Origin of the sequence: Thermincola ferriacetica (assembly GCF_001263415.1) — a bacterium.
Classification (GTDB): Bacteria; Bacillota; Thermincolia; order Thermincolales; family Thermincolaceae; genus Thermincola; species Thermincola ferriacetica.
Genome location: NZ_LGTE01000021.1, coordinates 1 through 23204, shown reverse-complemented (window position 1 = coordinate 23204; position 23204 = coordinate 1). Strand labels below are relative to the sequence as shown.

Sequence of the window (23204 nt, the reverse complement as noted above, 5' to 3'; positions counted from 1 at the left end):
GGAGGATTCGCTGCATGAGCTTAAAACAGCAAGCCAGCGCCGGTTCCGATGTGGATGAACGGTTGGCCGCCCTTGTGACCAATTCAAATGCTATCAGAGCTATTGCATCGGCCGTAGAAGGGACCCTTGGGCCAAAAGGACTTGATACTATGCTGGTGGATAAATTCGGGGAAGTGGTGATAACCAATGATGGGGTTACCATCCTTACCACGATGGAGGCTAACCATCCTGCGGCCAAGATGCTTATTAATATAGCCAAAGCCCAGCAGGCGGAAATAGGAGACGGCACTACCACCGCTACAGTGATGGCCGGTGCTTTGGTAGGTTGCGGTGTGGAACAGGTAATTAAAGGTGTGCCGGTGTCCAGAGTTATTGAAGGTGTCCGGGTAGGGGTAAGGAAAGCGCTGGAGCTGGTCGAAAAAAAATCAAGACCTGTTTCTGGCGCCGATGACCCGATACTGCACCAGATTGCTCTTGTTGCCGGAAGGGGTTATGACGACATTGCCAGCCTGGTGGTAAAGGCTGCCGGCATGATTGGAACCGAAAAACTTAAAGATTCTGGATTTAAGCTTTCGGATATCATCACTGCCGAGGAAGGAGCCAATAATGAAGTGTTTATGGGCGTTCTGATTAACAAGGAGCGCCTGAGCAAACATATGCCCCGGGAAGTGATTGACGCCAAAGTATTGGTTATCGACGATGCCCTGGAGCCGGAGGAAATAGAGGACGAAGCCCTGGCCACAGAAGCGGGCTTTGCCCGGTACCAGGAATTACAGCGGCAGTTCAGGGAAAATCTCGATAAGATTGTTGATCTGGGTGTCAATGTTGTACTTGTAGACCGAGGAGTAGAAGACATAGCGGAAGAAGTGCTGACAGATGCGGGGATTATGGTGGTGCAGCGGATTTCCAACAAGGAACTGCGAAAAGCTGCGGAACACGTGGGGGCTCGCCCGATTAAAAGAACCGGCTTGAAAAAGCCCGTTGAAGAGCTGGCCAAGATTTTGGGTATGGCGGAAAAGGTTTACGAAGATGAAAAACTAAAGCATATCTGCATTCTGGGCGGGAAAGGTAAGCCTATGGCCACAGTGTTGGTGGGCGCTGCCACGGAAGAGGTAGTAGGGGAAAGAGAACGTATTGCCAAAGATGCCGCCGCTTCTGTACAGGCAGCGGTCCGTGGCGGAATAGTGCCCGGTGGAGGTTCAGTGGAACTGGCCGTAGCCCGGGAAGTGGAAAAGGTCAGGGAAAGTATCCGCGGCATGGCCGCCTACGGTGTTGATTGTGTGGTAGAAGCCCTGAAAAGGCCTTTCTCGCAAATTGTGGCCAATGCAGGTTTTAACCCGTTGGAGAAAATCGGTGATGTAATTGCTGCACAGGTTACAGAAGGTAAAGATTCCCTTTCCCTTGATTGTGATACGGGCGATGTTGCCGATATGCTGGAACTCGGCGTTGTTGACCCCACGCTGGTTAAACTGCATGCATTACGAGCGGCGGGAGAAGTAGCTGAGGCTATTCTGCGGATAGATACCATCATCAAGAAAAAGGAAGAAAAACCTGAGCACAAAACAGGAAAGGAAAACTTTGACTGGGAGGGTTGATAATGCAGGAAGAGAAGGTAACGGGCCAAGCCGATAACGGACTGCCTGATGAAAAAGAAACGGAAAATTCCGTTAACGCCAATGCCGATACAACAGCGGTTACAGGCGAAAATAATGCCCCGGACGCCGCCGGTACTCAGGATATAGAAAATGCCGGCGAAGGAGCAGAGGGGGATACCCCTGCCGATGCGACTCCGGGCCGGGAAGGACAGGCGGACATTGAAAAGGAACTGGCCAAGGCCAAAGCAGAGGCTAATGAATATCTGCAGTTATTGCAGAGGACCCAGGCAGATTTTGAAAACTTCCGCCGTCGGGCCCGGCAGGAGCGGGAAGAAATATTGAAATACGGGGCCTGTCGGTTAGTGGAGAACATGCTACCTGTGCTGGACAATTTTGAAAGAGCTTTGAAAGCTGAGGGACAAGATTTAGAGAGCTTTTTAGCGGGAGTTTCCTTAATTTTCAGGCAGTTACAGGATGTCCTGCAAAAAGAGGGGGTTAAACCCATCGAAGCCGTGGGGACTGAATTTGACCCGACCAAGCATGAGGCGGTAATGGGCGTAGAATCACCCGACCATCCCGATAACACTGTGGTTGAAGAGGTACAGAAGGGTTATTACTTGCATGACAAGGTTATCCGCCCGGCAATGGTTAAAGTGGCGAAAAACAGCTAATATTAATCTAAAAAGAATTAATTAATTTTTTAAAAGGGATATCATATTTTTAGGAGGGATTCGTAAATGGGTAAGGTACTAGGAATTGACTTAGGAACTACATATTCATGTATGGCTGTTATGGAGGGTGGAGAAGCCACGGTAATTCCCAACGCTGAAGGAGGCCGGACCACACCGTCCGTAGTAGCTTTTTCGAAAACAGGTGAACGACTGGTGGGCCAGGTGGCCAAGCGTCAGGCCGTTACCAATCCGGAAGGGACGGTCATGTCTATAAAGCGGCACATGGGTTCTGACTATAAAGTGCATATAAACGGCAAGGATTACACCCCCCAGGAAATTTCAGCCATGATTTTACAGAAGCTGAAGGCTGATGCAGAAGCTTACCTGGGAGAAACTATCACCCAGGCCGTAATTACTGTGCCGGCTTATTTTACTGATAGCCAACGTCAGGCTACCAAGGATGCCGGCAAAATTGCCGGACTGGAAGTTCTGCGCATTATTAACGAGCCTACAGCAGCAGCTCTTGCTTACGGATTGGATAAAGGCGAGGACCAGACAATTCTGGTTTATGACCTGGGTGGCGGTACCTTTGACGTGTCCATTTTGGAGCTGGGCGACGGGGTGTTTGAAGTAAAAGCCACCAGCGGGAATAACCATCTGGGTGGTGATGACTTTGATGAACGCATCATAAATTATTTGGTAGAAGAGTTTAAAAAAGAAAACGGTATTGACCTGCGCAATGATAAAATGGCCATGCAGCGGCTCAAAGAAGCTGCGGAAAAAGCTAAAATAGAACTGTCCGGTGTTACCAGCACCAACATCAACCTACCCTTTATTACTGCTGACCAGACAGGTCCGAAACACCTTGATATAACATTAACAAGGGCAAAATTTGAAGAGCTGATTGCTGACCTGATCGAAAAAACCATGGGCCCAACCCGTCAGGCTTTATCTGATGCGGGTTTAACCCCTGACCAGATCGATAAAGTAATTCTGGTCGGCGGTTCCACACGGGTACCGGCGGTGCAGGAAGCTATCCGGAAGTTGCTGGGCAAAGAACCCCACAAGGGCGTCAACCCCGATGAGGTTGTGGCTATGGGCGCCGCCATCCAGGGCGGGGTATTGGCCGGTGAAGTAAAAGACGTTTTGTTGCTGGATGTAACACCGCTTTCCCTGGGTATTGAGACACTGGGTGGCGTATTTACCAAGCTTATTCCACGGAATACCACCATTCCGACTTCTAAGAGCCAAATTTTCTCTACAGCCGCTGATAACCAGACTACTGTAGAGATCCATGTCCTACAGGGTGAAAGGGAAATGGCAGCATACAACAAGACCCTGGGCAGGTTCCAACTTACCGGAATTCCGCCCGCTCCGCGCGGTATTCCGCAAATTGAAGTCAAGTTTGATATCGATGCCAACGGTATAGTCCATGTTTCGGCCAAGGATATGGCTACCGGCAACCAGCAGCAGATAACCATTACCGCGTCTTCCGGACTTTCTGATGAGGAAATTGACAGGATGGTTAAAGAAGCTGAGGCTCATGCTTCAGAAGACAAAAAGCGTAAGGAAGAGGCCGAAACCAGGAACCAGGCTGATTCTCTGGTTTACCAGGCTGAAAAGACAATCAAAGATTTTGGCGATAAGGCCGATAAGGCCTTGGTCGATAAGGTGCAAAAGGCCGTTGATGAATTGAAGGAGGCCCTCAAAGGGAATAACATTGAGGAAATTAAAGCCAAGTCCGAAGCTCTGACCGGGCCCCTGTACGAATTGACTACCGCCATGTATCAACAGCAGGCGGCACAGGGGGCGCAGGGAGCCGGCGCTGCCGGTGGCGCAGAGACAGGCAAAGAAAAAGATAACGTCGTCGACGCCGATTATAAGGTTGTTGACGAAGACGAGAAAAAATAATCTTTCCCAGGTCACCAAAACCGGAATGTTTATGATATAATAGAAAAGCTGGTGTATCTACCTGGCTTTTCTAATTTCTTTTTAGCAGTTCAGCTTTAACCCCGGTAGGAAAGGTGATAAGTAATGAGTAAACGGGACTATTATGAGGTCCTGGGGATCAGCAAAGATGCTACCGAACAGGAAATTAAAAAGGCATATCGTAAACTGGCCCGCAAGTACCATCCCGACATGAATCCGGGAGATAAAGAGGCGGAAGCCAAATTTAAGGAAGTAACTGAGGCATACGAGGTTCTTAGCGACCCGGAAAAACGCAGGCAGTATGACCAGTTTGGCCATGCCGGTATGAACGGCCAGGGCGGTTTCGGCGGATTTGAAGGTTTCGGCGGGTTTTCGGGAGCAGATTTTGGCGGCTTTGGCGATATCTTTGAAATGTTTTTCGGCGGTGGTGGACGCCGCAGGAACGGGCCTGTAAAAGGCGCTGATTTGAAGTATAACCTGGATATTACTTTTGAAGAGGCTGCCTTTGGCGTGGAGAAGGATATTGCCATCACTAAGAACGAGACCTGCGGCAAGTGCGCCGGGACCGGCGCGGCGCCAGGAACCAAGCCCAGGACTTGTGATGTTTGCCACGGATCAGGACAGGTACAGTATGCCCAGAATACGCCTTTCGGAAGGTTCGTCCAGACAAGGACCTGTGATAAATGCCATGGCAGCGGGAAGATTATTGACCAGCCTTGCCCGTCTTGCCATGGCGAAGGTATTGTACGCAAACAGAAGAAAATTCACATTCGGGTTCCTGCCGGTGTTGATACCGGTTCAAGGCTCAGGGTGAGCGGCGAAGGGGAGCCAGGCTTGAGAGGTGGCCCTCCCGGTGACCTATTTGTTTATGTGCGGGTAAAGGCTCATAAAATATTTACCCGTGACGGCAATGATGTTATATGTGAAATTCCCATTAGTTTTCCCCAGGCTGCATTGGGGGATGAAATAGAGGTGCCGACTCTTGACGGAAAGGTTAAACTCAAGATACCCGAGGGGACCCAGTCAGGGACCTATTTCCGACTGCGGGGCAAGGGCATTCCCGATCTACATGGATACGGACGCGGGGATCAGCACGTAAAAGTGGTTATCCAAACGCCAACCAAACTTACCGAGGAGCAGAAAAATCTGCTGCGCAAATATGCGGCCACTTTTGGGGAACACCCGCAGGGAGTGGAAAAAGGCTTTTTCGAAAAGATGAAAGATGCGTTTATGGGTTAGCCCGTTGGAAATTCCATTAATAGGCAGCAAAAGGGCTCCGGGTCTGAACGGACTCCGGGGCTTTAAATTTGTGACTTATGGGCCGGAAGGAGGCTGACTTATGAACTGGCAGGAAATAATTATCGAGTCTGCTCCGGAAGGAGTGGAAGCTGTAGCAAATATAGCCGATGAAGTCGGGGCCGGTGGTGTCGCCATAGAAGACCCGCAAATGGTAATCAATAAAATCAAAGAAGGAAGCTGGGACGCTTATGAATTGCCCGAATACCTTACCCAAGGGGAGAATGCTTTTGTCAGACTCTACCTCCCTGTAAATGAAAATCTGCCACGCAGGCTGGAAGATATGAAACAGCGATTGGATTATCTCAATACCTACCTGTTGCCCGGCTGCATTAAAAACATTTCATATGCCACCGTCAAGGAAGAAGACTGGGCAGAGAACTGGAAGGCTTATTATAAACCTGTTCGGGTGGGCCGCTCCATACTTATCAAGCCTTCCTGGGAAGAGGTAGTTCCCGCGCCGGGTGATATAATTGTAGAACTTGACCCGGGTATGGCTTTCGGAACGGGAACCCATGCTACAACGGTTTTATGCCTGGAATTCCTGGAGGACATTATCAGGGAAGGGCATAAGGTTTATGATGTGGGTACCGGTTCTGGCATCCTGGCCATTACCGGCGCCAAGTTGGGTGCGGAAGTGGTATCTATCGACATAGATGAAGTGGCTGTCAGAGTTGCCCGGGAAAACGCAGCTTTAAACGGTGTTGCTGCTAAGGTGGAAGTGAAATTGGGCGATTTGCTGGCCGGTGAAACGGAACCTGCCGATATAGTGGTGGCCAATATTGTGGCGGATGTAATAAAAGAGGTTATTCCCCAGGCAAAAGAGAAATTAAAGGATAGTGGGCTGCTGCTGGTTTCGGGAATATTTGTCGAAAGGCTGCCGGACATTTACCGGTGGCTGGAGGAAAACGGTTTTAAGCACAGAAAGACCAGAGAGTCCGGCGATTGGGCCGCAGTCCTGGCTGTCAAGGAGGCATAACCATGGCCAGGTTTTTTGTAAAAGATGAACAGGTTAAGGGGGTTCAGGTTTTCATAGTTGGGTCCGATGTCCGGCACATCAGCAAAGTGTTACGGATGCAGCCGGGGGATTGCTTGACCCTCATTGACGAAGCGGGGACGGAGTATGAAGCCCGGATAACTCAAATAGCCCCGGAGCGGATTACATGTGAAATTGTTACTGAAACTTCCGTTAACCGGGAACCACCCCTGGAAGTAATTTTGTGCCAGGGGCTGCCTAAAGGAGACAAACTGGAGCTAATCATTCAAAAAGGCGTGGAGCTTGGCGTCACCCGCATTATACCTGTGTCCTGCACCCGCAGTGTTGTTCAACTGACAGAGGAGAAAGCGGCCAAAAGGCGCGAACGGTGGCAACGGGTGGCCTTGGAGGCAGCCAAGCAGTGCCGTCGTAACAAGGTACCGGAAGTTTCGCCCCTGACGGGCTTTGATGAGGCCTTGCAATTAATACCGGATGGGGTTCTGGCGGTGATTCCATGGGAGGATGCCGTAGGTACGGGGTTAAAAAAGGTCTTGCGGAGTTACAATAACAGGGGGCAGGTATGGATTTTTATCGGCCCCGAAGGCGGTTTTACCGAGGCGGAAATTGAAAAAGCCAAGGGCAAAGGGGTGGTCCCTGTTACCCTGGGCAGGCGGATTCTGCGTACGGAAACGGCAGGCATAGCGGCAATAACCATGGTCCTGTACCAACTGGGAGACCTGGGAGGAATGGCGTAATGAAAAAGGTGGCTTTTCATACCCTTGGGTGTAAAGTTAATCAATACGAAACAGAAGCGCTGGCCAGCCTGTTCCGGCGGCAAGGTTACCAGGTTGTCGAATTTTCTGATAAAGCTGATGTTTACGTGATAAATACCTGTACCGTTACGCACCTGGGAGACCGCAAATCAAGGCAGATGATCAGGCGGGCCAAACGCAACAACCCCGATGCCATTGTTGCTGTAATGGGCTGCTATGCCCAGACTTCTCCCGGGGAAGTGACGGCCATAGAAGGGGTGGACCTGGTGATCGGCACCAGCGACCGGAGCAAAGTTGTTGAATGTGTGGAGGACTTTAAAAGACAGGATACTCCCGTTAACCTGGTGAAAGACATAATGCAGGCACGGGAGTTTGAAGAATTGCCTGTTCTTGATTATGAATCAAGAACGCGGGCCTTTCTGAAAATCCAGGAAGGCTGTAACAATTTTTGCACCTACTGCATCATTCCCTATGCCCGAGGTCCTGTGCGCAGCCGGAAAAGGGACAAAGTTATCGCGGAAGCGGAGCGTCTCGTTGGCGAAGGATTCAGGGAAATAGTTCTGACGGGCATCCATATAGGAGCTTACGGTCGGGACAGGGACGACGGGTATGACTTGGCGGCGTTGGTTGCCGACCTTGCCCGGATAAAAGGCTTACGCCGGCTGCGCTTGGGTTCCGTGGAGCCGGAGGATGTTACCCCGCATTTGATTGCTACCATGGCGGACAACCGGGTAATCTGCCGTCACCTGCACCTTCCTCTGCAGAGCGGTGATGATGCAGTCCTGGAAAAAATGAACCGCAAGTATAATACTCACGAGTTTACCCGACTGGTGAACTCCATCAGGGCTATGGTTGACGACATTGCTATTACAACGGACATAATTGTCGGATTTCCGGGAGAGACCGACGAGCAGTTTGACAACACTTATAACTATGTTAAAGCTCTGGGGTTCAGCCGCTTGCATGTTTTCAAATACTCGCCGCGTAAGGGCACGCCGGCGGCAAATTTCCCCGGGCAGGTTCCGGCGGAAACGAAAGAGGAGCGCAGCAGCAGGCTTATTGAGCTGGGTAAAGAAATGGGCCGCGAATTTGCCCGCCGCTTTTTGGGCCGGGAAATGGAAGTCCTGGTCGAGCAAAGGCTGGAGGCCGACTTGCATTATATGGAAGGTCTTACCGATAATTACCTGGCGGTTGCTTTTCCCGGCGGCAATGAATTAAAGGGGGAATTTGTCACCGTGAAATTAACTTCTGTTAAAGAGGAGCATGTCTTCGGGGAAGTGAAGGCGGATTGGTTGAAAAAATGGGCTAATTTGGTTTAAAGTGCAGGATTTTGCGCAAATATAAAGAAAGAAATACTTTTGAGGGAAGAGTTTTTTTGGAAAGGAGGTTGACTATGGAGGACTGTATTTTTTGTAAAATAGTCAGGAAAGAGATTCCCAGTCAGGTAGTTTATGAAGACGACCGGGTGCTGGCTTTTAAAGATATCAATCCCTTGGCTCCCGTGCATATCCTGATAATTCCCAAGGAACATCTAACAAACGTGCTGGATATACATGAGGATAATGTCGATTTGATCGGACATATCCACCTGGTAGCCAATAAGATTGCCCGCGATACAGGTATAGCGGAGAAAGGTTTTAGGATTGTAACCAACTGCAACAAAGAGGGTGGGCAGATTATTTTCCACCTCCACTATCACCTTATCGGCGGCGAAGAACTGCGTAACTTCGCTTAGTCCGGTTGACATTCTTTTACATAATATAGTATAATAAAAATTGCTTATGTGCCAAAAACAGAGACTTTAGAAATTACTCCTATGCTAGTTAATTTTACCTCTCGGCATTTATTGCCCGGCGGAGGGAGGGATAAGAAATGGCGGAAGTTAGAGTAGGAAAAAACGAAACACTGGATAGCGCCCTCAGAAGGTTCAAGCGTTCCTGTCAAAAAGCTGGTGTTTTATCAGAAGTAAGAAAGCGCGAACATTACGAAAAGCCCAGCGTGAGGAGGAAGAAAAAGTCTGAGGCTGCACGCAAGCGCAGGTTTGTTTAGTTTCTAAGGAGGAATCCAAATGTCCCTTAAGGACATGTTAAACGAAGATATGAAGGCCGCCATGAAGGATAAGGAAAACGGGAAGCTTAGGCTAAGCGTTATCCGTATGGCCAGGTCGGCTATCAAGAATATCGAAATTGATAAAAAAAGGGAATTATCCGAAGAAGAAGTTATCGAAGTTTTGGCAAGGGAAGTTAAACAAAGACGGGATGCCATTGCGGAATACGAAAGAGCAAACCGCGATGATATAGTCAATACCCTAAAAGAAGAAATCGCCATTCTTATGAAATACCTCCCCGAGCAACTGTCTGCGGACGAAATTAGGAAATTAGCACAGGAAGTAATTGCTGAAGTTAATCCTTCAGGACCCAAAGATATGGGTAAAGTAATGGGTAAACTGATGCCGAAGGTAAAAGGAAAAGCAGACGGCAAGCTGGTAAACGAAATAGTAAGAGAATTGTTGAGCTGAACAAAGCCCGGTCATTTGACCGGGCTTTTTATTTTGACTCCAGCATGTAGCCGTATCTTGGAATGCTTACGATATACTGCCCGCAGTTGCCAAGTCTTTTTCTTAAACGGTAAACAAGGGCAGTAATTTCGTCATTACCCACGTCCGGGGTGTTGGTAATGTCTATTTGCCGTTCGGGCCAGATTTTTCTCTTAATTTCATCATAATTTACTGCTTTGCCGCGGTTATCGTACAGCAGTAGCAGCAGGTCCAGGTCTTTGCCGGACAAGTTTACCGGTTGGTCATTTACAAAAACCTCTCTCCGCTCGGGAACAATGCAGAGGGAATCAGTACCGGAGCCGCTATGGCGCTGCCGCAGAAGAGCTTCACCAAGTTCTACAGTTTCCCCGGCATCGGCTTCGAGTAAGTTGTTAAAGATAAATTTCACTTCCCCCCGGGCCAGGTCAATCTTGTCTCCGTGGCTAAGGGGACAGGCCTGGTTTTGCCCGATATCGCGGCCATTTACATGGGTTCCGTGCTTACTGGCCAAATCTTTTATATAGCAACGGTCTTTTTCGAGGACTATTTCGGCGTGTTTTCTTGATATTAACAAACTGTTAAAAGAAATATCTGGTTGATGCCCGTTCCAGGAACGTCCAATTAGGGTTCGGTGACCGGGCAGGTATATGACTGTAGCGTAATTATAAGGCTCTCCCTGAATAATATAAAGGAATATATTGTGCACAGCTTTTTCCTCCCCCAATCCACGCCGGATATAAAGATTATATTTTGTCAGTAGTTATCATTATACCATGTATTGCCAGGAAATTTAATACATAGCGGACATTTGACGGGGTTTTTGCAATATCATCGATATATCATCGCTTTATAATTGAGGCTAAGGTGGCAATTTTATATTCTAAGTTCAGAACCCAGGATATTTAGAGGTGATTTCAGTTGTATAAAATTCGCCTGGTCCTGGCCGACCATGATAGTAAATATGTAGATAAGGTTGCTGAATACATTAATTCAATCTACACGTCACGCATAAGGGTTGTCTCTTTTACCAGAGCTGACCTGCTCAGGGAATTTTTAAGCTCCGGTCGGGATAAAGTTGATATATTATTGGCTCACCCGAATTTTCTAATTGATGAACCCGATTTATATAAAAATGTCTGCATGATTGTTACCCTATCTGACGGAAGCCTCATCTGTCAGGGAAAAGGCTGCAGTATTAACAAATACCAGCCGGGGGACCAGTTGGTCAGCCAGTTGCTAAATTTTTATGCTGAAAAGAATTCGTCTGTATCTGATTTGATTAAAGGATGCGCCAGGACAAAGGTTGTTTCTGTTTATTCACCGGCCGGCGGCGTGGGAAAAACATCCCTTACCCTGGGCCTGGCTTCTAAACTCGGTGATTTTGGAAACGCAGTATTGTGTTTGAGTTTTGAAAGCATCAATTCAATGGTTTTCGGGCTGGTATGCAATGGAAATGATGCCATGACTCATATATTAATAAGCCTGAAGGAAAATGTGGCGGTACTGCCGGTTAAATTGGAAATGTACAAAACCAAAGACCTTTCCTTGAACATTGATTTTATTGAGCCTCCTGAATGTTTTCTGGAACTTTCGGAATTAAAAGCTGATGATTTGCGTTTGCTTTTCCAAAATCTCAGGCAATTGGGCAAATATGACTTTATACTGGTAGATATGGATGCTGCCGCTGATGAACGGGCTGTTGCGGTTTTTGAAGCAAGCGACAGTGTTGTGTTGGTTCAGGCCCCCGATAGTCTGTGCCACTTCAAGACGCAAAGCTTTTTAAACCAGATGAGGATAACAGGTATTGCGGAAAAAACGGGGTTTTTTGACAAGCTGGTACCGGTGTTAAACAAACATTACGGTAATGTGGATACCCAATTAAGTGAGGAATTGCAAACCAACTTTACAATTCCTGTTGTTCAGGGGTTATGGCATTCCGTCAATGGGCGCAACATTTTTGACAGCACACGTGAGTTTAGCAACAGTTTGTATCAGTTGGCTAAAGCGGTTGGGTAAACACTGAGTGAAAGGGGTTACCTGAGATGGTGGATATTGCCAAGGAAGATATGATCCAACTTATTAGGGATGAAGTCGGATACAGGCTAGACCTTTCAAAAGAATTGCAAGATGAAGAGATTAAAGATGTGATTACCCAGGTAGTTTTTGAAAAGAGCAAAGAAAATTACCTGACGCTTTTGCAAAAGCAGGAACTGATAGCCGGGGTTTTCAATTCCATGAGAAGGCTGGATGTGCTTCAGCCGCTGCTGGAAGACCCGGCGGTTACTGAAATCATGGTTAACGGACCGGATAACATTTTCATTGAGAAAAACGGCCGGACTTATCAACTCGATATCAAATTCGAAGGCACAGAAAAGCTGGAAAATGTAATTCAGTCAATAGTTTCCAGGGTAAACAGGGTTGTAAACGAGGCTATGCCCATAGTAGATGCCAGGCTTCCGGACGGGTCCAGGGTAAACGTGGTACTACCCCCTATAGCGTTGCGGGGGCCGACCATGACTATCCGGAAGTTTCCCGAGCAGCATTTAACAGTGGAAAAATTAATCGAGCTGGGGTCTTTATCGGAAGAAGCGGCAGAACTATTAAAAAAACTGGTACAGGCCAGGTATAACATCTTTGTTAGCGGTGGCACGGGTTCGGGAAAAACCACTTTTCTAAACGCCCTTTCCGATTTTATCCCACCGCATGAAAGGATCATTACTATCGAGGATTCTGCCGAGCTACAGTTGAAAAACATCAAGAACCTGGTAAGTCTGGAAACCAGAAATGCCAACACCGAAGGGAAAGGCGAAATAACCACCCGGGATTTGATTAAAACTTCGCTAAGAATGAGACCGGACCGGATTATTGTCGGGGAAGTCAGGGGAGCGGAAGCCCTGGATATGCTGCAGGCAATGAATACGGGGCATGAAGGCTCTTTATCAACGGGTCATGCCAATACTACCAAGGATATGCTCAGCCGGTTGGAAACCATGGTTCTTAGCGCCGCACCTCTTCCTGTTGAAGTCATTCGCAAGCAAATAGCCGCTGCGTTAGATATTATTATTCACCTCGGCCGCCTGCGGGATGGAACCCGTAAGGTTTTGGAAATATGTGAGGTAGAAGGCTTTGCCCATGGCGACATCGTCCTAAATCCCTTATTCCGCTTCCAGGAAGAAGGCGAAGTGGACCAGAGGGTAATCGGAAACTTAAAACGAACCGGTAAGCTTTTACACAGGTTGAAATTGAAAATGGCGGGATTAAACTTGGAAGACTAGAAGTCTGGAGTTGGAAAATATGCTCTATTGGAAAAACGAAGGAGAGTTACTACGGAAGTCCATTGCTGTCAGTGAAAAAGCAATATTGGGCGAAAATCCTGCGGCGACAGATTTAATTGACTATAATGAATACCATATGGCCCGGCAAGAGAAAACCAAGTACACAATTATAGCGGCCATTGTATTGTTTGGCATAGGTTTAATTTTTTTCAGCAATTTAATTATCGCCTTCATTTTCTCGTTAGGTGGTTTTTTTTATCCAAAATATAAAGTCCAGCATTTAATTACTAAGAGAAAAGCGGAACTTCAGTTACAGTTTAAAGATGCACTTTATTCTTTAACTTCGTCCCTGGGTGTGGGTAGGTCTTTGGAAAGTGCTTTTAAAACTGCTCTTAATGACTTGCGGGTCCTTTATCCGGACGAAAACACCTACATCATAAAAGAATTCGGATACATATGCAGGAAAATTGAACTAAATGAACCTGTTGAAACGGCTTTGCTGGATTTTGCCGAAAGGTCCGGTTTAGAGGATATCAAAAACTTTGCCGAAGTGATGGTTATTTGCAAAAAAACAGGCGGGAACCTTGTGCAGGTGGTAAAAAACACCTCCGCCATCCTTAGCGACAAAATAGAAATCAGTCAGGAGATAGAGCTTCTGTTAACAAAGCAAAAATACGAACAAAAAATTCTCAATATCATGCCCATAGTCTTCATTGGTCTGGTCAAATTTGGTGGCTCCGGTTATATGGATTCCTTATATACTTCATTTAAAGGTTACCTGTTAATGGCGCTGGCCCTTGGAATTTTGATTGCCGCTTCAGTGCTATCCAAAAAAATCTTTGACATTAAGGTGTGATTATGGTGAATCATCTGCTTTTGGTGCTCAAGCCGGTATTGGCTTTGGTTTTGTTAGCTTTGTTTGCAGGCTTATATTTTCTGGCTAAAGACAAAGACCGTGATTTTGCCGAAGAAATCAACAGGTACGGTTTTAAACTGGCGTTTCTTGCCCCGATAGGTTTTTTTCTGGCGGAAAAGTTACCCTATCAATTCAACTCGGGTTACGACCGTAAAATTAGAGCCCGGATTGCTGAGCTGTTTGGCCAGCGTGAAACCTGGACCTATTTTGCTGTCCATATCGCTCAAAAAGCAGCCTTGATGACAGCAAGCGCTTTCTTCTTTAGCATCACTTATTTGGCCGGTGAGGCAGAATACTCTTTTTTGGTTTTTGGCTTAATATTATCAGCTCTTCTGTATTATTGGGTTGATAAGGATTTGGAAAAGAAGCTGAAGATGAAAAAAAGACAGATTTTGATTGATCTGCCCGGGTTTATTAATACCCTGGCCTTACTGATAAACGCCGGATTACCTTTTTCATCGGCTGTCCATAAGGTTGTACATGACAGTGACCCGGACAGGCCGCTATACAAAGAAATGAACTATGTTTTGGCAGATATAGGCGCCGGTAAACCTATTCACCAGGCTTACGAAGATTTTGCCCGGAGATGCCGGATACCGGAAATAACCCGGTTTGTATCAACTATGATTCAGAATTTAAATCGCGGAAACGGGGACATTGTTTATGTGCTAAGGACACTGGCCCAGGAAGCATGGGAGAAAAGAAAGGATATTGCCCGGAAACAGGGAGAAGAAGCATCGTCAAAGCTGGTTTTTCCCATGGTTATGGTGTTTATTGCTGTAGCAATTATAGTTCTGGCTCCGGCCATCATGACGATGGGCAGGTAGTTGTAGCGGAAGTTGTGAAGGGGGTGACAAGATGAAAGAGCTGCTGATAAACTTTTTTAAAGATGAGGATGGTCTTGAAACCGTAGAAATGGTAATTATTCTGGTCGTTATTGTTGGTTTGGCTTTTTCGTTTAGAAAAAGTCTTACTAAATGGTACAACGATCAAATTGCTCAGATTAACAATACTGATAAAGGCCTACCTTCAGTTACAGAAGCGAAATAATGACCGGATTTCCGCCGGGCAGGTTGGTTTTAACTGCCCGGCGGTACCAAATGATTTATATAGTTTGGGGTTATCCATATGTTAACAAAAATGCGTATTTATTTTTGCCAGGCCCTTGCCAGTTCAAAAGGTAGTTTTACCCTGGAAGCCACTATTGTTTTTCCGTTAATCTTGTTCATTTTGTTTTGTCTATTGTTTGTTTCCATGTTTATTTTTGAAAAACTGGTTGTCCTCAATGCTGCTGTGTACACTTCCGCCCAAAGAGCCGCCACCTGGAATAACAGCTTTAAGGACCTGGAAACAGGCGCCTTGGGAGGGAAGTTAAAAAATAACGGTCTGTATTGGCGGATTTTCCAGGACTCTGATAATTCCTCACTGGCAGTTGCAAAAGTTGTTGAAGCTACCGGCCTGGCCGGCGAGCACCTTGCTTACGGGGTATTCCAAAACGACCAGATAATTGAGATAAACTATAATAATCAGCTTATCAAGAGAACTGTAACGGCTTCAATCAATGAAAATGTGCTCATGCCTGCTTGGGCAGCAAAGTGCCTCGGCAATCAAATACAGGCCAGGGCTCAGGCTGATGTGGCCGAACCTGTGGAGTACATAAGAAATGTGGATATTCTATATGATTACCTGAACAGGTTGAAAGGGTATCTGACCCTGCTGGGTAAGCGGCAGGACAGTTTAAATAACGGAGGCAGGGTTTATATCACGAAAAATATTTACGAAGACAAGGTTTTTCATTTTGACCCCAATTGCCGGTATGTACAAAGAATTAGCAGGCACGGAAACCTGATGGTTCTGGAATCAACGGCGGTGGCAACAGAGATGGGGTACAGGCAGTGTAAAGTCTGCACCCAAAATAATCACTAGTCCCCTAAATGGGGTGAGAGGTTTTAGGAATGTATATTATAAACTGTGTTTTGGAAAGGTTTCTGAAAAATGAAAAAGGGACGGTAACTATCTACCTGGTTATTGTTTTTGTGATAATGGTGATTTTTATTGGGCTATTTATTGATTTGGCCCGGATAAAAACAGCTCAGAATCAGTTGCGCAGGGTAGCCAATGCCGCTGCCTGTTCCGTATTGGCTGATTACCATACTTCTACAAAACAGGATTTTGGTTTATTTACCTATAAAGGTGCGAATTATGACCAGGATTTTGCAAAATATGTCAAGGCCAATTTAACTTTTTCAGCGGACCAGAATTTCAACCTGCTGGACTACCGGTATGAAGGTTCCAAAGCAGATGTAAGCAATTCATTAGACAAAGAAGCGGTATTAAAACAGCAAATTTTGGAAGACATGAAATATCGGGCTCCCATCGAGTTGGGCCAGTTTATTACAGATAAGATCAAGGTAATAGGCAAAATGTTTAACTTTTTTAAGGCGAAAAACCAGGAACGAAAAAGCCTGGATACTATAAAAAAGAAGTCCAGGGAGATTGATACAATTGGCCGGGACATAGAACGGAGAAAAAAGGACCTGATTAGCAAAAGGGAACGCCTGAAAGAGCTGGAGGAAGAACTGGCCCGGGCGCAGGATGCCGAAACAAGAAAATCCATCCGGAAAGAGATGGCCAAGGTCAAAGAGGAAATAAAGCTGTTAAAGGAAGAAATCAGCGGCGATTTAGAGCGCTGCCAACGGTTATCCCGGGAGGTAGATAAGGGAAGGGGTAAATTAATTGAAGGCGGGTATATGGGCCCGACCGAGGGAAAAGACGAAATGGACATGGCTGTTGAAGAAAGTGAAAAATCGATTAATGCAGAAGTGCAAAGAATTCAGCTCAATATCAAGCGAGAAATGACAAAAGTGAACAGGGAAATTGCTGCCAGCCTGGATGCATTGGACCATGACCGGTATGAACGAATTGGGTTGACGGCTGTTAATGTAGTAATTTCTGAGTATGAAACTGTTAGCGCATCAGCTTATGCAAATGAGCTTAGGCGGCAACAAAGCGACCTGCAAAACCAAATAATTCAAAAAAATATTCTGGAAGGGGAAGGGATTATTGAGCCTAAGGACATTACGTCAAGAGTAGACGATTTTGAAGATAAGAACGGCCAAGATATCGAACAAATTGCTGAAAAGATGAATGCCGTTGTTTCCATTGAGCACGTGTTTACGGGCATGCGGGATGATTTATATATCAACGAATATGTCCTGGCGCATTTCTCCTATCTGACCAAGCCTGCGGCAAGTAAAAATTTTATGTATAAATATTGGAACAGTGAAGCGGAATACATAACCTTCGGTGGAGCCTATCCCAGGGCAAGGGCAGTAGGAGAAATATACCTCATTCGTTTTGGACTGGATACCATGGCTTATCTTTGTTTCAGCAAAGTTGCTCCTGCCGAACCCGTTGCCAGGTTTATCTATTCTGTAATCATGGGAGTTACGCATGCGGGTGTGGATACGCTGAAGTTGCTGCTGGGCCAAACCGTAGCCATTGCCGAGATGTATGACCCGACCTACGCTTTTGGTAATCCCCTGCATGATATCAGGACCAACTACAAAGAACATTTGCGGTTGTTATTATTTATAAATAATGATGACAACAAATTAAGGCGGATTCAGGAAATAATCCGGTTGCGTAACAATGTGGACCCGAAAAATCTAAATACGGTTTTAACGGGTAGTGCAGAGGTTTCCATAAGGTTATGGTTTTTACCTTTGGCCGGCATTCGTAATATGGAACACGGGCCCTTTGGAACAACAGTTAAGGATGGCCGGTGTTATATAACCAAGCGGGTAGAATATGGCTACTAAACGGGTGATTTTGATGAGAAATTTTTTTAAAGACAAAAATGGCAGCCTCACTTTGGAAGCAACTATTGTTTTCCCCTTTTTCCTGGTGCTGATGTTAACCCTGATAAATTTTGTGCATGTATGTATGGTGTACATTGCCATGGACCATGCGGTCAGTCAAACGGCCAAACAGATTGCGGTCCATTCTTATCCGCTTAAATTTATCAGGGGATCAGATCCCGCCGGTATGGAAGACTTGGCACAAAAAATACTTATGGACCCAACCAATGCTACCCTTGATTTGCCGCAGCAGATCAAAGCGGCAGTAACCTCAGATTTTCTAGCGGTGGTTGGCAACCAAATAAAGGAAGATACAATGGCGCTGATTGAGCCTGCCGTTAAAGTATATGCGCAGAAAAAGATAAGGGAAATGTATCCCCTGGGTTCCTTAAGGGACGATAGCTTTAAAATTGTTAAGGCTGTTATGTTTAACCCTTTCAATCTATCCCGCAGTAACGGTCTGGTAAATAACGTGGAGCTAAACAATGAAGATGTAGCGCTGGTGGTGGAGTATAAGGTGAAACTGCTTTTTCCGTTTTTTAAAAAAGAGCTGACTTTATCCAATACGGCAATAGAAAGGTCATGGGTGGACGACAAATAGGCAGGTGAATAATGGTGACAGTTTGTTTTATTGGGAAATCTTTGATATTAATCATCATCTTAGGCCTTGCCCTGTATTATGACATCAGGGAGCAAAAGATTAAAAACTTTATTACTTTACCGGCAGCGGTATTGGGACTGGCAACTAACCTTATGGAAGGTGGCTTGACAGGGCTCTTGTTCTCCATCAAGGGATGGCTTGTTCCCGTTGCAGTCCTAATGGTGCTTTACCGCATCAATGTTATGGGAGCGGGCGATATCAAACTGTTTGCTGCCATCGGGGCGGTTATGGGGCTGCCTTTTACAGCCTATAGCTTTGTCTTTTCAGTATATACAGGCGGTGTTATTGCCTTGGTCATTTTGCTAAAAAAAAGAGTGTTTATCAGACGCATGCAGGATGTATGCAATTACTTTAAATATATTTTTTTAACCGGCCGGTTGGCCAAGTATAGCGGTGATGACGATAAAAGTTCCAAATTTATTTTCTCCACAGCCATAGTACCGGGAACCATGATACAGTATATAATTACCCTGTTGCAGTTTAAAGGCATCATTTTGTTTAATTAAGGATGTGAAGGAACATGGAAAACACTTTATTTGATTTTAAGGTGGAGTATGTTGCCGATTTGCGCAGAAGCTACCTGGAGTTGGATAAAGAGAACCTTAAGGCTGACCAAATTATCGGATTTCAGGCCGAAATGATTGCTAACAACCAAATTCCCGGGGTCTTAAACCTGGAGATAAGGGAAAAGAATGCACATGCCAAACTGTATTATAATCTAACCGGTTTGATTAGTCTGGCTAATTATTTAAAGAGGCAGAAAATAGGCAAAACAGAATTTACTTTAATTTTGGAAAGGATTTTAAGTCCGATTTTGGAAAGTAAAAAATATTTTCTAAACAGCAATTCCTTCCTGCTTGATGACAATTTAATTTATATCAATCCTGATTCCGGGGAAGTATTTCTGGCCTATCTACCGTTAGAATTAGAACAGGATATTACTCGGACTTTCAAAACCTTTGTTACAGATTTACTGGTTGGCAAGGCTAATATTGATACGGGGGACAATTTTGTGCAACGGCTTTTGCAGTTGCTTAAAGCAGAAGATTTCAATTTACCGGAATTTCGCAAACAATTAATGAAATTAATTAGAGTTGACGATAAACTGCCCGAGGAAAACCCTGAACAATATAATATCAGGAACTTCCCTCCCAGACCAGGGACAGAACCTATGCCCACGCAGGATGAAGCAACACCTACGCCTAAACTACAGCTAAAACGGGCGCCCGTTATACCGCTTTATAACGGATTAAATTTTTCGCCAAAGCCTTCCTTTCAAAGAACCGTACTGCCCCAACCTGTTAAAAAAATGCGTGCTGAGAAACGCATAAATAATCAACCACCTGTTCCTACAAATAATAAAAATTCAGTCAGGACTAAAGCTTTAGGTGTAATGGCGGTCATTTCAGTGGTGTCGGCAATTATTTCCAACAGTGGTATTGATTTCGCAAGGGTTCTGCAGAATTTTACCAATAAAGAATTAGCTGCTGCCGGTGGACTTTTAATTTTCGTTATTACTCTAAGCTTTTATTACCGGAAGGTTAAAAGGGCTTCTGCAAAAGGCGGCAGCAGTGTTAATCAAAAAGATGACAATTTACCCCAAACCTTTAACCACCTGAATATGTCAAAAGTGGACATCGAAACTCAGCCCCAACGCAAGACAACTTTAGCCGATCTTGTTATTTCTCCATTGCCTCCCAAGCCGGCAACCGGTTCACCCAATTATGATCGCGACGAGACAACCCTTTTGGAAGATTACAGTGACGAAACTACCCTGTTGGTTGAGAATACTTACCCTGTGTTAAAGGCTGCAAATGGTGGAGACAAAATAATCCTGGATAAATCAACTATGGTTATTGGCAGAAATAAGGAAACTTGTGACTGGGTGATAGCAAACAAAAGTATCGGTCGGGCTCATGCGGAAATCAAGTGTATTGACGGCGTTTATTATATCGTGGATCTCGATTCCAGAAACGGTACCTTTATAAATGGTGATAAATTGATTAGTAATAAGCAGTACGCATTGCGAGAAAACGATAAAATTACTTTTGCCGATGTAGATTACCTATTTTGCTCCAAATAAAAAATTAGTTTGCCGGAGATAATTATGAAGTTTTTTTATGATTTGGGCAGTGATATTGGGAAAAGAAAAGTTAATAACCAGGATAAATTACTTATCAGGATAGGGGAAGCAGAAGGTATAGGAGAATTTGGTCTTTTTGTTGTCGCCGATGGTATGGGAGGAATGGCGGAAGGAGAAAAGGCCAGCGAAATTGCCGTAGAAGCTCTGAAACACTGGTGGGAGCAATTGGATTTTAAAAATATCTGCCACCCGGATCAGACAAGCATAGGCAATGATTTAGGAAAACAGTTTCGACATATAAACAGTAACATTTGCCACTATGGCCAAGAACGGGGAATTAAACTGGGAACAACACTGAGCGCTCTTTTTATAGTTCGGGATACCTATGTTTTATGCCATATCGGGGACAGCCGGGTATATCGTTTGAAAAGCCGGGATAAGCAGCTTACCCAATTAACGATAGACCATACTGTAGTGGCGGAACAAGTGCGTTTCGGTAAAATCACTTCCGAAGAAGCTTTATATCATCCTAACCGCAATATTCTGACCCAGTGTTTGGGAATACGCCAGGAAATATCGCCTTTTTTAAGTTGGGGCAAGGTGGAAAAAGGCGACATTTTCTTATTATGTAGCGATGGACTTTATAATAAGGTGCCTCACCATTGTTTGGCCACTTCTATTATGGAAAATATGCCAGGCGCAGCGGACCGTTTGATACGGATTGCCAATGATAACGGAGGAAACGATAACATTTCTGTGATTATTGTTTGGAACGAAGGATATAAAAATACTTGTAGTTCACGTATGTGGAACATATTTAAGACAATATTCAGGTAAAGAATTGTGGATATGTCCAGCGGATCCCCGGCAGGATAATTTCGTTAGAATACCAGAAATTAAACCAGGAAGGGCGGAAATGACCAAAAACAGGTATTGACCTTTCTGGCTTGGTTCTGTATAATTTAAATCAAGTTAATAAGCTGAAGGGGAGTAGCTTGAGCAGGGTAACCTGTTCTGGTAAAATCGTCAGTCGAGGATTAACTCACATCCATCCTCCGGTTTTACCGCAAGTGATTGCTTGAAAGCAAGACCTTACCGTTGTGACGGTTAAGGTCTTTTTATTTTACCTTGGCCGGACTTCCCCTTTATCTGAGGCCTCAGTTTTAAATATTAAATCTTAAGGAGGTGAATAGGGTTATTAGAAGGAAGTAAGATTAAAGGCGATTTTTTTGAAACTGAATTTTTGGGAAATTAATAGGAGGGATACAATGAGAGGGAAAAGTTTGGTCATAGCCTTAGTGATTATTTTTGCCTTTGCTGTGATGGGCGCTTTTGGCGCCTATAATGGGCTGGTAAGCCAAGAGGAAAATGTCAATAAAAAATGGAGTGATGTAGGAACATATTTACAGAGGAGGGCAGATTTAATTCCTAACCTGGTGGAGACCGTTAAAGGATATGCGGCGCACGAGCAAAAAGTGTTGAAGAGTGTCTCCGATGCGCGGGCCAAACTGGCCGGTGCGACAACAGTGGATGACCAGATTAAAGCTAATAATGAGTTAAGTGCAGCTTTATCCCGGTTGCTGGTGGTTGTGGAAAATTATCCAAACCTGAAAGCCGATGCTAACTTTAGACAGTTAATGGATGAATTGGCCGGTACTGAAAACCGGATTACCGTGGCCAGACGGGATTATAACCAGGCTGTTCAGGAGTATAATACCAGCATCAAGCGTTTTCCGACGGTGATATTTGCCAGGATGATGGGCTTCACAGAGAAACCTTATTTTCAGGCTCAACCGCAGGCAGAAAATGCCCCCAAAGTTGATTTTGGCGGAACCCAGTAAGGGGTGCTGAGTATGAGAAATAAACTTGTCAGTGTATTGGTGCTTGTTTGTTTACTACTGGTTTCTTTTCCGGCCTGGGCCGGTTTGAACCTACCCGCCAAACCAACAGACAATATATATGTACAGGATTTTGCCGGCTTGCTGGATGAGAAAACCAGGGATACGATAAGCGCAGTGGGGTATGAACTGGAAAAGAAAACGGGGGCTCAGGTAACAGTTGTGACTGTAGAAAATCTCCAAGGTTACAGTATTGAAGAATATGCCAATGAATTATTCAGAGATTGGGGGATAGGTCAGAAGGATAAAAATAACGGTGTGCTGCTGCTTGTCAACAAAGAGAACTTGCTGAAAAACAAACCCGGTAAGGTACGTATCGAGGTTGGGTATGGCCTGGAGGGAGCCATACCTGACGGTAAAGCCGGTCGTATTTTAGACAATTTTATATTACCTGCCTGGGAAAAGGGTGATTACAGCGCCGGGATTTTGCGAGGCTACCTGGGTATAGCGGCCGAATTGGCAAAAGAATATAAAGTTGAATTAGCGCCTGACGGGGTCGCTCTGCCAAGGCCGCTTAATGATAATTTATCAGAAGGAATGGTCCCGGGATTTGTAATTTTTCTTATCCTGCTAGTGGTTTTCCTGTCGCTTGGTTCAGGAAAAGGCTCTCGTAAATACCGCGGGCCCTTTGGCGGCGGCTTTGGAGGGTTCGGCGGGTTCGGAGGGTTTGGCGGAGGCGGCTTCGGCGGAGGCGGCTTCGGCGGTGGTTCTTCGGGAGGCGGCGGCGCCAGCCGG

24 protein-coding genes are annotated in these 23204 nt (G+C 45.5%); 23 read left to right on the top strand and 1 reads right to left on the bottom strand.

Features of this window, described 5'->3' with window-relative positions:
• The first annotated feature begins 14 nt into the window (after window positions 1-14).
• From Tfer_RS12185 to Tfer_RS12140, 10 genes are all read left to right on the top strand, one after another.
• Window positions 15-1595, top strand: coding sequence for a TCP-1/cpn60 chaperonin family protein (locus tag Tfer_RS12185; RefSeq protein WP_013121289.1), 1581 nt, complete (start codon window positions 15-17; stop codon window positions 1593-1595).
• Between the two features lie 2 nt (window positions 1596-1597).
• Window positions 1598-2266, top strand: a complete 669-nt coding sequence (grpE, locus tag Tfer_RS12180) for a nucleotide exchange factor GrpE (RefSeq protein WP_052218640.1) — start codon at window positions 1598-1600, stop codon at window positions 2264-2266.
• Between the two features lie 66 nt (window positions 2267-2332).
• Window positions 2333-4177 carry a molecular chaperone DnaK gene (gene dnaK, locus Tfer_RS12175; RefSeq protein WP_013121287.1) on the top strand — a complete coding sequence of 615 codons (1845 nt, stop codon included), beginning with the start codon at window positions 2333-2335 and terminating at the stop codon, window positions 4175-4177.
• Between the two features lie 123 nt (window positions 4178-4300).
• Window positions 4301-5434 carry a molecular chaperone DnaJ gene (gene dnaJ / locus Tfer_RS12170; protein WP_052218639.1) on the top strand — a complete coding sequence of 378 codons (1134 nt, stop codon included), beginning with the start codon at window positions 4301-4303 and terminating at the stop codon, window positions 5432-5434.
• A gap of 100 nt (window positions 5435-5534) precedes the next feature.
• Complete coding sequence (prmA, locus tag Tfer_RS12165; protein ID WP_052218638.1) at window positions 5535-6470, top strand: 50S ribosomal protein L11 methyltransferase; 936 nt, start codon at window positions 5535-5537, stop codon at window positions 6468-6470.
• A 2-nt stretch (window positions 6471-6472) separates the two neighbouring features.
• Entirely contained in the window at window positions 6473-7222 is a 750-nt protein-coding gene (locus Tfer_RS12160; protein WP_052218637.1) for a 16S rRNA (uracil(1498)-N(3))-methyltransferase, read from the top strand.
• On the top strand, window positions 7222-8559 hold the full coding sequence (mtaB, locus tag Tfer_RS12155; protein WP_052218636.1) for a tRNA (N(6)-L-threonylcarbamoyladenosine(37)-C(2))-methylthiotransferase MtaB: 1338 nt from the start codon (window positions 7222-7224) through the stop codon (window positions 8557-8559). The genes Tfer_RS12160 and mtaB overlap by 1 nt, the downstream gene beginning before the upstream one ends.
• 74 nt (window positions 8560-8633) lie before the next feature.
• Complete coding sequence (locus tag Tfer_RS12150; protein WP_013121282.1) at window positions 8634-8975, top strand: histidine triad nucleotide-binding protein; 342 nt, start codon at window positions 8634-8636, stop codon at window positions 8973-8975.
• Window positions 8976-9112: 137 nt separating this feature from the next.
• On the top strand, window positions 9113-9289 hold the full coding sequence (rpsU, locus tag Tfer_RS12145) for a 30S ribosomal protein S21 (RefSeq protein ID WP_013121281.1): 177 nt from the start codon (window positions 9113-9115) through the stop codon (window positions 9287-9289).
• 19 nt (window positions 9290-9308) lie between these two features.
• Window positions 9309-9758: a GatB/YqeY domain-containing protein gene (locus Tfer_RS12140; RefSeq protein WP_052218635.1), complete on the top strand. Its 450-nt coding sequence runs from the start codon at window positions 9309-9311 to the stop codon at window positions 9756-9758.
• A gap of 28 nt (window positions 9759-9786) precedes the next feature.
• On the opposite strand, the gene Tfer_RS12135 is transcribed toward Tfer_RS12140, so the two are convergent.
• Window positions 9787-10482, bottom strand: a complete 696-nt coding sequence (locus Tfer_RS12135; RefSeq protein ID WP_052218634.1) for an FHA domain-containing protein — start codon at window positions 10480-10482, stop codon at window positions 9787-9789.
• A gap of 212 nt (window positions 10483-10694) precedes the next feature.
• On the opposite strand from Tfer_RS12135, the gene Tfer_RS12130 reads away from it, so the two are divergent.
• The 13 genes from Tfer_RS12130 to Tfer_RS12070 all read left to right on the top strand — a co-directional run.
• Window positions 10695-11792 (top strand): AAA family ATPase, encoded by a 1098-nt coding sequence (locus tag Tfer_RS12130; protein ID WP_052218633.1) that lies wholly within the window; start codon window positions 10695-10697, stop codon window positions 11790-11792.
• A gap of 26 nt (window positions 11793-11818) precedes the next feature.
• A complete protein-coding gene (locus tag Tfer_RS12125) occupies window positions 11819-13051 on the top strand; it encodes a TadA family conjugal transfer-associated ATPase (protein ID WP_052218632.1) in 1233 nt (410 codons plus the stop codon).
• A gap of 19 nt (window positions 13052-13070) precedes the next feature.
• A complete protein-coding gene (locus Tfer_RS12120; RefSeq protein WP_052218631.1) occupies window positions 13071-13907 on the top strand; it encodes a type II secretion system F family protein in 837 nt (278 codons plus the stop codon).
• Window positions 13908-13909: 2 nt separating this feature from the next.
• Entirely contained in the window at window positions 13910-14794 is an 885-nt protein-coding gene (locus Tfer_RS12115; protein ID WP_052218630.1) for a type II secretion system F family protein, read from the top strand.
• 31 nt (window positions 14795-14825) lie between these two features.
• Window positions 14826-15017, top strand: a complete 192-nt coding sequence (locus Tfer_RS12110) for a Flp1 family type IVb pilin (RefSeq protein ID WP_013121274.1) — start codon at window positions 14826-14828, stop codon at window positions 15015-15017.
• Between the two features lie 78 nt (window positions 15018-15095).
• Window positions 15096-15893 carry a TadE/TadG family type IV pilus assembly protein gene (locus Tfer_RS12105; protein ID WP_052218629.1) on the top strand — a complete coding sequence of 266 codons (798 nt, stop codon included), beginning with the start codon at window positions 15096-15098 and terminating at the stop codon, window positions 15891-15893.
• A gap of 29 nt (window positions 15894-15922) precedes the next feature.
• Window positions 15923-17788, top strand: coding sequence for a pilus assembly protein TadG-related protein (locus tag Tfer_RS12100; protein ID WP_052218628.1), 1866 nt, complete (start codon window positions 15923-15925; stop codon window positions 17786-17788).
• On the top strand, window positions 17778-18428 hold the full coding sequence (locus Tfer_RS12095; RefSeq protein ID WP_052218627.1) for a TadE/TadG family type IV pilus assembly protein: 651 nt from the start codon (window positions 17778-17780) through the stop codon (window positions 18426-18428). The genes Tfer_RS12100 and Tfer_RS12095 overlap by 11 nt, the downstream gene beginning before the upstream one ends.
• Before the next feature lie 11 nt (window positions 18429-18439).
• Window positions 18440-18994: an A24 family peptidase gene (locus tag Tfer_RS12090; protein ID WP_013121270.1), complete on the top strand. Its 555-nt coding sequence runs from the start codon at window positions 18440-18442 to the stop codon at window positions 18992-18994.
• A 14-nt stretch (window positions 18995-19008) separates the two neighbouring features.
• Window positions 19009-20571: a DUF6382 and FHA domain-containing protein gene (locus Tfer_RS12085; RefSeq protein WP_013121269.1), complete on the top strand. Its 1563-nt coding sequence runs from the start codon at window positions 19009-19011 to the stop codon at window positions 20569-20571.
• A 24-nt stretch (window positions 20572-20595) separates the two neighbouring features.
• Window positions 20596-21408 (top strand): PP2C family protein-serine/threonine phosphatase, encoded by an 813-nt coding sequence (locus tag Tfer_RS12080; RefSeq protein WP_013121268.1) that lies wholly within the window; start codon window positions 20596-20598, stop codon window positions 21406-21408.
• Between the two features lie 431 nt (window positions 21409-21839).
• Window positions 21840-22412: a LemA family protein gene (locus Tfer_RS12075; RefSeq protein ID WP_013121267.1), complete on the top strand. Its 573-nt coding sequence runs from the start codon at window positions 21840-21842 to the stop codon at window positions 22410-22412.
• Window positions 22413-22424: 12 nt separating this feature from the next.
• A partial coding sequence (locus tag Tfer_RS12070) for a TPM domain-containing protein (protein ID WP_052218625.1) occupies window positions 22425-23204 on the top strand: 780 nt, incomplete at its 3' end.

What these genes read in the sequence shown, in the direction of transcription:
- Tfer_RS12185 (WP_013121289.1), top strand. Translation starts at nt 15, where the DNA reads ATGAGCTTAAAACAGCAAGCCAGCGCCGGTTCCGATGTGGATGAACGG.
- grpE (WP_052218640.1), top strand. Translation starts at nt 1,598, where the DNA reads ATGCAGGAAGAGAAGGTAACGGGCCAAGCCGATAACGGACTGCCTGAT.
- dnaK (WP_013121287.1), top strand. Translation starts at nt 2,333, where the DNA reads ATGGGTAAGGTACTAGGAATTGACTTAGGAACTACATATTCATGTATG.
- dnaJ (WP_052218639.1), top strand. Translation starts at nt 4,301, where the DNA reads ATGAGTAAACGGGACTATTATGAGGTCCTGGGGATCAGCAAAGATGCT.
- prmA (WP_052218638.1), top strand. Translation starts at nt 5,535, where the DNA reads ATGAACTGGCAGGAAATAATTATCGAGTCTGCTCCGGAAGGAGTGGAA.
- Tfer_RS12160 (WP_052218637.1), top strand. Translation starts at nt 6,473, where the DNA reads ATGGCCAGGTTTTTTGTAAAAGATGAACAGGTTAAGGGGGTTCAGGTT.
- mtaB (WP_052218636.1), top strand. Translation starts at nt 7,222, where the DNA reads ATGAAAAAGGTGGCTTTTCATACCCTTGGGTGTAAAGTTAATCAATAC.
- Tfer_RS12150 (WP_013121282.1), top strand. Translation starts at nt 8,634, where the DNA reads ATGGAGGACTGTATTTTTTGTAAAATAGTCAGGAAAGAGATTCCCAGT.
- rpsU (WP_013121281.1), top strand. Translation starts at nt 9,113, where the DNA reads ATGGCGGAAGTTAGAGTAGGAAAAAACGAAACACTGGATAGCGCCCTC.
- Tfer_RS12140 (WP_052218635.1), top strand. Translation starts at nt 9,309, where the DNA reads ATGTCCCTTAAGGACATGTTAAACGAAGATATGAAGGCCGCCATGAAG.
- Tfer_RS12125 (WP_052218632.1), top strand. Translation starts at nt 11,819, where the DNA reads ATGGTGGATATTGCCAAGGAAGATATGATCCAACTTATTAGGGATGAA.
- Tfer_RS12120 (WP_052218631.1), top strand. Translation starts at nt 13,071, where the DNA reads ATGCTCTATTGGAAAAACGAAGGAGAGTTACTACGGAAGTCCATTGCT.
- Tfer_RS12115 (WP_052218630.1), top strand. Translation starts at nt 13,910, where the DNA reads ATGGTGAATCATCTGCTTTTGGTGCTCAAGCCGGTATTGGCTTTGGTT.
- Tfer_RS12110 (WP_013121274.1), top strand. Translation starts at nt 14,826, where the DNA reads ATGAAAGAGCTGCTGATAAACTTTTTTAAAGATGAGGATGGTCTTGAA.
- Tfer_RS12105 (WP_052218629.1), top strand. Translation starts at nt 15,096, where the DNA reads ATGTTAACAAAAATGCGTATTTATTTTTGCCAGGCCCTTGCCAGTTCA.
- Tfer_RS12100 (WP_052218628.1), top strand. Translation starts at nt 15,923, where the DNA reads ATGTATATTATAAACTGTGTTTTGGAAAGGTTTCTGAAAAATGAAAAA.
- Tfer_RS12095 (WP_052218627.1), top strand. Translation starts at nt 17,778, where the DNA reads ATGGCTACTAAACGGGTGATTTTGATGAGAAATTTTTTTAAAGACAAA.
- Tfer_RS12090 (WP_013121270.1), top strand. Translation starts at nt 18,440, where the DNA reads ATGGTGACAGTTTGTTTTATTGGGAAATCTTTGATATTAATCATCATC.
- Tfer_RS12085 (WP_013121269.1), top strand. Translation starts at nt 19,009, where the DNA reads ATGGAAAACACTTTATTTGATTTTAAGGTGGAGTATGTTGCCGATTTG.
- Tfer_RS12080 (WP_013121268.1), top strand. Translation starts at nt 20,596, where the DNA reads ATGAAGTTTTTTTATGATTTGGGCAGTGATATTGGGAAAAGAAAAGTT.
- Tfer_RS12075 (WP_013121267.1), top strand. Translation starts at nt 21,840, where the DNA reads ATGAGAGGGAAAAGTTTGGTCATAGCCTTAGTGATTATTTTTGCCTTT.